General features: G+C 57.7%; 8 protein-coding genes. 6 read left to right on the top strand and 2 right to left on the bottom strand.

Annotation, left to right across the window (positions count from 1 at the left end):
- Positions 1-28: 28 nt before the first annotated feature.
- From IC235_RS21140 to IC235_RS21115, 6 genes are all read left to right on the top strand, one after another.
- Entirely contained in the window at positions 29-712 is a 684-nt protein-coding gene (locus IC235_RS21140; protein WP_191007208.1) for a hypothetical protein, read from the top strand.
- A gap of 695 nt (positions 713-1407) precedes the next feature.
- On the top strand, positions 1408-2817 hold the full coding sequence (locus tag IC235_RS21135) for an L-lactate MFS transporter (RefSeq protein WP_191007207.1): 1410 nt from the start codon (positions 1408-1410) through the stop codon (positions 2815-2817).
- A 33-nt stretch (positions 2818-2850) separates the two neighbouring features.
- A complete protein-coding gene (locus tag IC235_RS21130; protein WP_191007206.1) occupies positions 2851-2994 on the top strand; it encodes an MFS transporter small subunit in 144 nt (47 codons plus the stop codon).
- A 794-nt stretch (positions 2995-3788) separates the two neighbouring features.
- Positions 3789-4121, top strand: a complete 333-nt coding sequence (locus tag IC235_RS21125) for a hypothetical protein (RefSeq protein ID WP_191007205.1) — start codon at positions 3789-3791, stop codon at positions 4119-4121.
- Between the two features lie 299 nt (positions 4122-4420).
- Positions 4421-6994 (top strand): DUF5686 and carboxypeptidase-like regulatory domain-containing protein, encoded by a 2574-nt coding sequence (locus tag IC235_RS21120; protein WP_191007204.1) that lies wholly within the window; start codon positions 4421-4423, stop codon positions 6992-6994.
- Positions 6995-7190: 196 nt separating this feature from the next.
- Positions 7191-7556: a hypothetical protein gene (locus IC235_RS21115; RefSeq protein ID WP_191007203.1), complete on the top strand. Its 366-nt coding sequence runs from the start codon at positions 7191-7193 to the stop codon at positions 7554-7556.
- A gap of 441 nt (positions 7557-7997) precedes the next feature.
- Here the strand turns inward: IC235_RS21115 and IC235_RS21110 are convergent, their stop codons facing one another.
- Both IC235_RS21110 and IC235_RS21105 read right to left on the bottom strand, forming a co-directional pair.
- Positions 7998-8609, bottom strand: a complete 612-nt coding sequence (locus tag IC235_RS21110) for a hypothetical protein (RefSeq protein ID WP_191007202.1) — start codon at positions 8607-8609, stop codon at positions 7998-8000.
- A gap of 326 nt (positions 8610-8935) precedes the next feature.
- Positions 8936-11179, bottom strand: a complete 2244-nt coding sequence (locus IC235_RS21105) for an ATP-binding protein (RefSeq protein ID WP_191007201.1) — start codon at positions 11177-11179, stop codon at positions 8936-8938.
- Positions 11180-11266: the final 87 nt, after the last annotated feature.

Raw genomic sequence — 11266 nt, 5'->3', positions numbered from 1 at the left:
CTAACTTCCATTCCAGGTCACTTAATTCATGGCGACGCATAGCCCAAAATTAACCCTACACTGTCCACACACCCTAACCTTTATTTCCCTGGGGCTAACTATTAGAGGGCTCATCAAGAGGAACCAGAAAGCTTGGATAGGCTCGCTTGCTGCCTTCGTTGTTTTGACCTTGGTGACCGTTTTCTCGATTATCACCTATGCTAAAAAGACAATCGATTACATGGGATCTGATGAGTTTCAAGCCGAAACGAAGAAGAAGGCCGAAAACACGGGTAGAATCTGGGGGAACACCGTTTCAGGCGCTGCGCAGGGCCTGGAGGCTACGCTCGATGATGAGGCCATTGAGAAACTAGCCAAAAAAGGCGCGGTCATTGCTGGGAAAGGGGTCAAAGCCGTGGCTACCGGGCTTGACGAAACCACGGGCAAAACCACCGTTTTCGCCGACAAACCACTGGCAGACTTAGGCGTGAGCATTGGCCGGGCCGAGCAACTGACTGATTCCACCAACAACAGCTTTGGTTTGTTTCTGGAGTTCAAAAAAGACTTTGCCGGTAAGCTCGCGCTCACTGCTTACGATAGTAAAGGGCTGAAAATGGATAACGCCGAACTCAACGTTAAAGCCGAAGGTGGTACGGCTAAAGTGCACGTATTCCGGTTCAAATACTTCAAACCCGGCCTGAGTGGGTACTGCATTCTGACGAAAGCCGAATAATCGTTGGGGCCCATTTGGCCCCACCCCACTTGTCCTACTCCTTGCTCCCAATCCTATATGTTGCCAACGAGGCCTTCTTCGCCGTTGGAGAGCTGGCTTTGTGGTAGGTGAAGGGCTTCTAGGCAATGACGAGCGCTGCCCCACTGCCGAATAAATAAAGGTTGTTGCTCAAAAGCTGCCTTATCGGGCTAAGCAAACCGACCTGCTGTTAAAGCCCGACCCGGACCCGGTCAATTATTGGGCCGCACAAGTCCATGACAAAATTGCCCGCACAACTGGGGCTCACCGGGGCAGTGCCTTCGCCAAGGCCAGAACGCAGATGGGCTATAGTGTAGCCCGAAAACAGGCCCCGAAGTTGCCCTCAAGTGCACCGGGCCGCCCCAAGAGTTGGTCCCTCCAACCTTCTGCCACGGCTCATTCGCAACCGGTGGCCTGGTGCCCGTAACTAGCGGCAAGCTCAGCCTGAACAAATAACCAGCGCGGCCTTTAGTGGATAAGGCCACATGCGTCATAGCTCCTGCGACGGGGCACCTTCCCGCCTGCTCTTGTTAGCTATAGTTGTTTAGCATGTTTTTGAAATTCAAGTGATCAATCGGTCAAAAAGCTCGTTACCTTTCGCTTACCCTTAGCAGGCGCCTCGGTGAAGCCAGTGGCTTATTACTATTCTCCATTTTATCCAATTCTACCCGTTATTTATGGCTGATAATTCCCCTTCTCTGCTTGACCGGCGCCGTACCATAGCGGGCCCCGGCTACAACCGCTGGCTGGTACCGCCGGCCGCTTTGGCCATTCACCTGGCCATTGGGCAAGCCTACGCCTTCAGCGTATTCAAAAAGCCCATGGGCGCGCTTATCAGCGGCAACGTGGATAAGCCCGACGCCCTGGACTGGACGCCCGGACAACTGGCCGTTATTTTCTCCATTGCCATTGTGCTGCTGGGCCTTTCGGCGGCCGTGTTTGGCAAGTGGCTCGAGCGCGTGGGTCCGCGCAAAGCCATGATGGCCTCGGCACTGTGCTTTGGTGGGGGGTTCCTCATTGCCTCGCTCGGGGTGCACCTGCACAACATCTGGCTGGTGTACTTCGGCTACGGCTTCGTGGGCGGCTGCGGCCTGGGCATCGGCTACATCTCGCCGGTGAGCACCCTCATTAAATGGTTCCCGGACCGGCCGGGGGTGGCGACGGGCATGGCCATCATGGGCTTTGGCGGCGGTGCCATGATTGGCTCGCCGCTGGCTGTGGCGCTCATGGCCCACTTCAAAGAGTCCGCCCCCATGGGTGTGGCGCCCACCTTCATCGTCATGGGCCTGGTTTATCTGGCCTTTATGATGTTTGGGGTGTTCACCATCCGGGTGCCGGCCGAGGGCTGGAAGCCGGCTGGGTACGTCCCCAGCACCCAATCCAACGCCCTCATTACCACCGCGAACGTAGATGCTGATCAGGCCATCAAAACGCCCCAGTTCTGGTTGTTGTGGGTGATGCTGTGCATGAACGTGACGGCTGGCATTGGCGTGCTCGAAACCGCCTCGCCGCTCATTCAGGAAACGTTCTCCGACGCGTCGATGGGCCCGGGCCGGGGCGTGACAGCAGCCGTGGCGGCCGGCTTCGTGGGCTTGCTCAGCTTGTTCAACCTGCTGGGCCGCTTCTTCTGGTCATCGGCCTCCGATAAGCTGGGCCGCAAGCCTACTTACCTGATTTACTTCGGGCTGGGCATCGCCCTTTATGCCCTCGTGCCCACCCTGGCCGCTAGGGCGTCGCTCACGCTGTTTGTGATGGTGTGCTGCGTTATCCTGAGCATGTACGGCGGGGGCTTTGCCACCATTCCGGCCTACCTGCGCGATTTATTTGGCACTATGCAAGTGGGTGCCATTCACGGGCGGCTACTCACGGCCTGGTCGACGGCCGGCGTGCTGGGCCCATTGCTGGTCAACTACCTGCACGATAGCCAGAAGGCCAAAGGCCTAACCGGAGCCGCCGCCTACCAGACCGTGTTCTACACCATGGCCAGCCTACTGGTCATTGGCCTCATCGCCAACCTGCTGGTCACGGCCGTGAACGAGCGGTACCACTTCAAAGGCACCATAACGGCGGCTTCCGCCGGCCACTAGGCGCTGGTTTTTCACTTTCTAACCCGACTTCTTATGAATCCGCAACCTACTTCCTCCGCCCCCGATACGGATACCAGCTCGGGGGGCTCAGTGGTCCTGGCCTGGCTGTTTGTGGGCATTCCCCTGGCCTGGGGGGTATCGCAAACCTTTATCAAGGCCCTGGCACTGTTTAAGTAGGCACCTTGACCTTGATAATGGCCGATGACAAGCTGCCGGCGCTGGGGGCGGCTTTATTTATTGCCTCGACTTTCGCTGACGCCGCGCCAGGGGCCAGGTAGCGCTGACCGATCATTACGAAGTATACACGGCCTTTTACCACCAGCCTCACGAGTCTGGCCGCCGCTCAAAGCTGTCGAGCTAAACGGTGCCCAACCCTAAGAGCCTATCCACGGCCTCGCGGCAAAGAAGTTCTGGCCAACAAAGTCGGGCCGGAAGCACGCCGCTGGAACGTAGAGCGCCCCCGCTCCTGACTCACCGACTTTCGCCACTTACTCATTCGCTGGGCCCAAAAACCCGAAAATCATCTGGCTATGCACCAGTTTAGCTGCGCCCGGATTACCGGACACAACTACCTGTTTGGAAAGGTGCTTAGGTAGCCGGGCTCGATTTTAGTTGTCTCCGGCCTGACAGGGGGTAAAAGCCGGATTACTACGAATGACCCTGTTCTTTGATTTATAGCTCTCCTACTGTACCCCTTCTGCATTATCTTAGCAGTTGCCAACCAACAGGGCCTACCAGGCGGCATCTAACACAAAATCCACCTTTTACAAGCCTTTTAAGACGGTGGTGGGTTGCTCGCTTACTGATTTCGCAAATTAGCAGTATTCTCTGACTTACAATAATTTACTCATCCACCTAGACCTAGATGGACACGTTTGCCGCGTCTCAGTAGTCTACTTAAGCCTAGGTAGACGCTTGCCGGCTTTTTTACGAAAAGCTTTGGGTTCTGATTCACCCAAATTACGAACCGCATGAAAGCCTTCTTTCGCTCCTGCTGCCGGCTAACTACTGGTGCCTCGTTTCGCTTGAGCACGGCGGCCCAGTCCCCAGCGGAGTGGCCCACTACCAAGCTGGCTGCGGGCCACTCCGGCGGGGCCACCCACCTCGCGGCTGCGGTGCAGCGGGCGCTCACGACGGTGCGCCATCGCCAGCAAATGGAGCGCTACGGCATCAGCTATCATAAGCTGAATCTGGCCCGGGCAAATACGTCCCCGGCGGCTACTACCGGCGCCTCACCGACGCCACGGCCGGACACCAAGCGCTTCAAGGGCCGCTTGCTTATTAATAATTCCACCCTTGGCTAGGCGTTCCATAATAAGGCTTTTTCGGAGCACTGCAGACCCAGTAGCCATTGAGGCGCTATCAGTTGTCTTCAGGTGCCAGGGATTACGAACGTACGGGTCAGAACTGGTGCCGTTCAGGCCCAAAAGTTTACCTTTGGTTAATCACCGCAAAGCATCCTGATTATCAGCAGCCAATAGCCAGTTTGCGATAACAGCGAAACTTTCCCATTTCGCTTCGGAACTAGTTGGCAAGTACCGGCGTATTGCGTAAATTGCCGAACTAATAAGATTTTACCTGTTTTAGCATTTAATTGCTTTGTATGAGATTATTTGTTCCGCTACTCCTGGTACTGTGCCTTTGGGTACTGCCAGCCGCAGCCCAACACATTGTGATTAGCGGCCAAGTTGTGGAGGCTACGAACGGTGAGCCAGTGCCGTTTGCCTCCATTTTTATTCCTAAAACCAGTACCGGGGTTACTGCCGATGCCGAAGGCCGGTTCAAACTGGCCGTGACGGGCACCCCCGACTCCATTGCGGTTTCGGCGTTGGGCTTCGCGACCCAGCGGCGCAAGCTTTCCGGGGCGGAGGCGCAAACGGTGCTTTTTCGCCTGAAGTCTGGCGGCGTAGCTCTTACCGAAGTGATCGTACGGCCCGGCGAGAACCCCGCCTTCCGCATCCTGCGCGAAGTGCAGAAGCACAAGCCCCAAAACGAGCGTAGCAGCCTGCAAGCAGCCGAGTTCGACTCGTACAACCGCATCGAAACCAGCCTGATTGAGTTACCAGCCAGCCTGGCCAAGCGCAAGGTTATCAAAGATATTCGGGCGCTGGCCGTGCGCCGGGGGGCCGCCGCCGCGGCCGACCCCGACGCCCCCCTGCCGCTTTTTGCCTCCGAAGTTAGCTCCCGGGTTTACCAGCGGTTTTCGCCCCTGCGGCGGCGCGAAGATTTACTGCACAAGCAAATGCGCGGCGCGGGCCCGCGCGAGGGGTCAGTACTCTCGCAGATGCTGGGTTCCAATTTCCAGAACTTCGATTTCTACCCGAATTGGCAGAACATCCTGGGCAAGGACTTTATCTCGCCCATTGCCGAAGGAGGCCGCCTCACCTACGACTACGACCTGCTGGACTCCGTTTTTGTGGGCAAGGACTGGTGCTACAAAATTGCCGTGGCGCCCAAGCGGGCGCACGACCTGGCTTTCAAGGGCACGATTTGGATTACGGCCGAGAGTTACGCGCTACGCCGCGTCGAGCTAGTAGCCAGCCCTGAAGCTAACATCAACTTCGTTAACGACCTGCGCATCTTTCAGGAGTTGACTCCACCCAGCGAGGGGCCCGGCTTGCCAGCCCGCACCAAGCTGGTGATAAGCGTGCGCCCCTACGAAAAACAGGCTGCCATGCTGGTGCGCTTCACTACGGTGAGCAGCAACTTCGTGCGCAACCAGCCCCACACCGAGCCGGGTTTCTACGACCAGCCCATCGTGTCCTCGCTTGTTGAGCCGGCCGATCAGGGCGCCGGCGGAGGCTTGCTCGGCGGACTGCCCCAAGGCGGGGGCGGGTATTTCGACCAGCACCGCCCCGATACCTTGAGCCTGTCGGAGCGCCAGACCTTTGCCGTGCTCGACTCGGCCCGGGAGCTGCCGTCGGTGCGCAATGTACTCGACTGGGTCGAACTGTTTGTGAACGGCTACAAACGCGCCGGACGCTGGGAATTGGGCCCCATTCTGTACACCTACGCCCACAACAACTTCGAAGGCAGCCGCTTCCGCCTGGGCTTCCGCACCACCCCCGACATCAGCCGCAACTGGGTCACCCAGGGCTACGTGGCCTATGGTACCAAGAGCGAGCGCTTGGGCTACGGCTTGAAGACCAGCCTGATTGCTGAGCGTCGTCACTGGACGGTATTCGGCGCTGAATACCGGCACGACGTGGAGCAGACCGCCTTGCTGGACAACGACTTCCTGCCCGAAAACAACTTGTTCGTGGCCGCGTCGCGGTTTGGGCGCTTCGTGCAGGGCCGCCCCATTCTGCGCGACCTCTACGCCCTGAGTGCGCAGCGCGACTTATTCCACGGGTTTACCCAAACCCTGACCCTGCGCCACCAGGCTATCAAGCCCCTGCACGAGTTCGCTTACTTTCGCACTTCCGACCGTAGTCCTAACGCTCCCATTGGCAGCAACATTACGCTGTCGGAAATTGTGCTGGAGTCGCGCTACGCCCCCGACGAAAACCTGGTGCAAAGCGAGAACCGCCGCCGGGCCATCGGCCTGAAGCGGCTACCGGTGTTTACATTCCGCTACACGCTGGGCTTTAGCAACCTGACGCAGGACCCCACGCCCCCACCCTACCAGAAATTCAACTTGTTGATTACCCACAGTGTGTCGACGGGCCAGCTGGGCCGCCTGAACTACCGCCTCGAGGGCAGCTACATTCCCAATGCGGTGCCGTACCTCGTCCTGAAAACGCCGCTTGGTAACCAAACACCCTTTTACAACGCCAACGCCTTCAACCTGATGAACTACTTCGAGTTCGTTACCGACCACTCGGTGTCGCTCCGGCTCGATCAGCACTTCGAGGGCTTGCTGTTGAACAGCATTCCCGGCATCCGGGCCCTGAACCTGCGCTTGGTGGGCACCGCCAACGTGCTTTACGGTAGCTTGTCGGCAGCCAATACCGCTCAGCCTCGTTTTACCAGGGAGGGGCAGGAAGTGCCCCCGATTCCGACCTTAGACAAGCAACCCTACGTGGAAGTGGGTTATGGCATTGAAAACATCCTCAAATTCATTCGCGTCGATTTCATTCACCGCGTTACGTATCGCAAGCAGCCGGCCATCGTTGCGCCCCGAACGCCGGAGCATCGGAACTTCGGCATTCTAGTAGGAGCTCAGTTCCGCCTCTAAAGCCTGGCCTTCGTCTTTCATGCGAAAGACGCGCGAGCAAAATGGCTGAGCTTTTTCGACGGAGCTCTTGACCGGCGGTGCTTCTCCTTTTTGGTTCGAGACGATTGGGTAGCGCACCCGGAGCCGGCCGCAGCAAGGCCCGAAGGCCGGGTTCCGCATAGCCCGGCCCCGCCCGGTGGGTTGGCTTTCTTCGCGCATGATTTCGGCTTCTTCCCTGCAGCGCCTGTTCGGCATCAAAAACAGTGAAACCCGCACCGCGGGACTGTTTTTAATGCACTATTTTCTACTGGGCATCGGCTCGGTCCTAGTGTACGTAGCGGCCAACGTGCTGCTGCTTGAGCACCACCCCGAGCAGAGCCTACCGCTGGGCTATACCCTTGGAGCCGGAGCCATGGTGACGCGAGTAAAGGGTACGCCTACTTCGAACACCACTACCTGTTGCACAAGCTGGCCGTGCGGGTGCTGCTGGCCGTGGTGGTTCTCACCGGAGCTCTGGGTGTGCTGGGGGCGGTGGGCCATTCGGTGGCGGCCGCGTGGCCGTGATGGCGGGCTACCGGGTTAGCTACCTGCTCACTAACCTGGAATCCTGGGGCGTGTCGGCGGTGGTGTTTGATGTGCGGCAGAGCAAGCCCCTGTTCAGCGTCATCAGTACAGGCGACATACCGGCGAAGGCCAGTGGGTTCGCTTTTGCCCAAAGATTTGCTGCTGTAAGAATGCAACATAGCACACATTAAGCGCTGGCAATAATAATAGCGAACGATCTGCGTAGCCGGGGCTGGCCCGACAAACAGATGGGGTCGCCAGCCCGGGTTTGAAGCTGGCACGGCAAAGCACGCCCGGAACAGGGCTAAGGCATGTACACGAAAAATGAGCAAAATCAGTAGGGATGGAACCTAACCGCCAGGCTTATCCCAACAACGTAGCGGACGGTGAATGGGCCGTTCTCACCTTAGTGTTGGGGCGTGAAGATGCCGGAAAGCATCAATATCGCACAAATACAACCTTAAATGTAGGAGTAGTAACTAGGGTTCTGAGAAGTGTTATTTTTTGAATCAATATATGCTCCGCGCGCAATCGAAAAACAACTAGCAACTCTCTCACGGGAAATATCCTGACCGCTAAGCAAATATCCACTATCACAATCATCCACTAGGTAGATGCAATAAAATAACTCTCTTTCATCGGATAGTACATAAGAGAGGGCAACCTCTTTCGCTTCTTCTGACTCAAAATCTTCCTGCAGCGTCCATATCCGAACGTCTTGACAAACCCTGCCAAGACAATCTTTCAGACTGCGGGAAGCCGCAGCAGTTGCTGAAAGACAGTAGGGTCTCATAAATCCGTCACTAGATAAATGCCCTGGCAGGATGACAATGGAAAGCTCTTCTCCGTATATATCAAGTCCATAGGTGAGATTGTCTGCAAAGTGAAGCTGCACTGCGCCCGAGTTGTAAGAGAAGTAGTCAGCCTCATTGAAGTGCCCACCCTCCAGAAAAGATGGAAGATCAATGCTAAAAAAGCGCTCAACTTCTAATAGATGACGCCCGATCGATTTAGTAAGGAAGTCCTTCTGCTTCGAGGGCAGAAGCGCCAAGAGTTCATCGTCGGTGTACATGATAGTTTTTCGGATTAGACTTAGAATCTCAAAATGGATTAGTGTTAAATTTCAAAATAATTATTTGACTGCTTCTGTCATAAACACTATCGATGTGTATTTCAGCATCATCATTGTATTAGTCAAGGTAGAAGGCTTGCGCCAACTCGCTACAGTGTTGGAATTGAAGCCGTGGCGATTGACCAGTGCTTATAATCTCACCTGACTACGTTAAATAGTAGCTAGTAGGCCGCTGTTGTGCGGGCGTTGCTATGGAGTACTGGGCCCTTAAAAAAGTTTGAAATTCAGCGCTCGAAAATATAATATTCTCGCTGGTACTATTGCAGCTAGTACGGTAAGATGAGGCGAAATTCGGTACCCCGACCCTCGCGGGTTTCCACGGTGAGCGTCCCGCCGTGGCCCTTGGTCACGATGTCGTGGCTGAGCGAGAGGCCCAGGCCCGTGCCTTCGCCCACGGGCTTGGTCGTGAAGAAGGGCTGGAAGATTTTCGCCCGCACCATTTCCGACATGCCCGTGCCGTTGTCCCGTACCCTGATTTCTACGGCCCGGCCCGGTAGCCGCCCGGTACTGACGGTTACCGTCGCCTGGTAAGGCGCCGCCTCCGGCACATCGCCGGCGGGCACCACCATCTGTTGCTGACGTTCGCGCACCGCGTGCAGGGCATTGGTGCACAGGTTAAGCAACACCCGGCTCAGGTCCTGCGGTACCACGGCCACGGGCTCCAGCCCCAGGTCGAAGTCCGTAGTCAGCGTCGCGCTGAACGTTACGTCGCGGGCGCATAAGGCCTGGTACGCCAGGTCGAGCGCCTCCGCCACCAGGGCGTTCAGGTCGGTGGGTACGCGCTGGCTGGTACCCGAGCGCGAGTGCTCCAGCATGTCTTTGATGATGGACGAAGCCCGCTGGCCGTGCTGGCTGATTTGCTGCAAGTTCTGCTTGAGGCCGGCCAGAATTTCCTGCTCCAGGCCCGAGTTGCGGGTAGCGTTCTGGTCCTGGCCGTGCATGTCGTCGACCAGGCCGGAGCTGACTTCGGCGAAGTTCTTCATAAACGTGAGCGGGTTTTGCAGCTCGTGGGCAATGCCGGCCGTGAGCTCGCCCAGAAACGCCATTTTCTCCGCCTGCACCAGTTGCGACTGCGTTTGCCGGAGCTGATTCAGGTTGCGCCGGTTCACGCGCAGTTGCCAGTAGATGAACAGCCCCAGCCCCGACACCAGCAGCACCGTCAGCAAGGCCCCGAACAGCAGCCAACTGCCCAGGCGCAGGCGCTCGTTCTGCACGGCCTGCGCCTGGCGCAGGGCGTTGATCTGCGCATTCTGAGCTTGCTCGACCCGCTCACCCTCATACTGCGCCACATGAAAGGCAGCCTGAGTAGCATTAAAGGTGTCGGCCATGGCGATGTAGGCCCGCGAATAGCGTTGCGCCGCGGCCGGCTTGCCCCGGGCATCGTTGAAAGCTGCCAGCTGGTGCAAGTACTTGGAGCGGAGGCGGTCGATTTTGGCTGCGGTTGCTTTTTCGTAAGCCCGACGCCAGTGGGTTTCGGCGCGGTCGTACTCCTGGCGGGCGGTATAGTACTGGGCCCAGGTGGCGTCGAGTTCAAACTCGCCGGGCTTGTCCGACATCGGCAGGTGCAGTGAATCGTCGAACTGCTGAGCCCGCTTTAGCAGCTGGCCGGCGGGTGCCACTTGTTGCATCTGCAGCAGCACCGCGGCTTTTTGCACCAGTCCGTACGCTTGCGCCATCCCCTGCTCCTGCGTTTCGGGCACCTGGACGGCTAAGGCCGAGTCGGCCGCTTGCAAGGCCGCCGGGTATTGGCGCTCGTGCAAGTAAAGCTTCGACAAGGCCACGAAGGTGTACACCCGACTCTGGCCCTGCACCCGCCTGAATTGAGGCAGGGCCCGGGCCTTGCTCAAGTACTGCACCGCCTTGCTGATATTGCCCCATTCGGCATAAATAGATCCCGTTATCAGCAGCTCGTTGATGTATATTCTACGACTGAACTGCTGCGCGAAGTCGGCGGCTCGCAGGCTATTATTGATGGCCTGATTATAATCACCTACCCGCTGGTAGTAGGCCGCCTGCGACACGTAACAGGCGGTGATGTTTTCGACGGCGCCGCGCACCCGGTAGTATGCTAGCTTTTCCTCGTAGTACTGCTTGCGCGCCTTCATTCCATTCAGCTGGTTGTAGAACCTCACCAAGTCCATCAGCAGCCAGGGAATGGGCTGCCCCAGTTGATCAAAGCCGGCCACGGCGGCTTTCATGGTATCAAGGGCCGCCACGGCCTTGCCCTGCTGCCGGAGGAGCAGGCCCGCGCGCAGGCGGTAGTACGGCCCGGCATTCAGCTCGTGCAGGCGCTGATTAAGCCCCAGCAACTGGTTTAGCAAGGGCAGCGCTTGGGAGTTAGTGGGATGCAGATCGAGCAGGTGCGCTATGGTTCGCAGCCGGGCCGCATCGGTGGTTTGCCGTGGTAAGGTGCGGGCCAGCGAATCGTAATCCGCTTCCCAGTACCGCTGCTTGGCCAGCAACGGTCCGCTTATCGCCCACGCGGCCAATACGGTCAGCATCCATTTCATGGGCGAAGCAAATGCTTAAGGTTAGATGCCGAAAGAAATTGCGCCGCCCCAACTGCCCCGAGCTTCCAGCACAAACGTTTGCGGCCA

The sequence above is a fragment of the Hymenobacter montanus genome, from assembly GCF_014699115.1.
In the GTDB taxonomy this organism is placed as follows: Bacteria; Bacteroidota; Bacteroidia; order Cytophagales; family Hymenobacteraceae; genus Hymenobacter; species Hymenobacter montanus.
Note: the sequence above shows the minus strand (reverse complement) of the source record. Positions and strands in the feature narration are given on the sequence as shown.

Bases quoted from the DNA above. Each gene is read 5' to 3' on its own strand.
- IC235_RS21140 (WP_191007208.1), top strand. From the start codon at position 29: ATGGCGACGCATAGCCCAAAATTAACCCTACACTGTCCACACACCCTA.
- IC235_RS21135 (WP_191007207.1), top strand. From the start codon at position 1,408: ATGGCTGATAATTCCCCTTCTCTGCTTGACCGGCGCCGTACCATAGCG.
- IC235_RS21130 (WP_191007206.1), top strand. From the start codon at position 2,851: ATGAATCCGCAACCTACTTCCTCCGCCCCCGATACGGATACCAGCTCG.
- IC235_RS21125 (WP_191007205.1), top strand. From the start codon at position 3,789: ATGAAAGCCTTCTTTCGCTCCTGCTGCCGGCTAACTACTGGTGCCTCG.
- IC235_RS21120 (WP_191007204.1), top strand. From the start codon at position 4,421: ATGAGATTATTTGTTCCGCTACTCCTGGTACTGTGCCTTTGGGTACTG.
- IC235_RS21115 (WP_191007203.1), top strand. From the start codon at position 7,191: ATGATTTCGGCTTCTTCCCTGCAGCGCCTGTTCGGCATCAAAAACAGT.
- IC235_RS21110 (WP_191007202.1), bottom strand. From the start codon at position 8,609: ATGTACACCGACGATGAACTCTTGGCGCTTCTGCCCTCGAAGCAGAAG.
- IC235_RS21105 (WP_191007201.1), bottom strand. From the start codon at position 11,179: ATGAAATGGATGCTGACCGTATTGGCCGCGTGGGCGATAAGCGGACCG.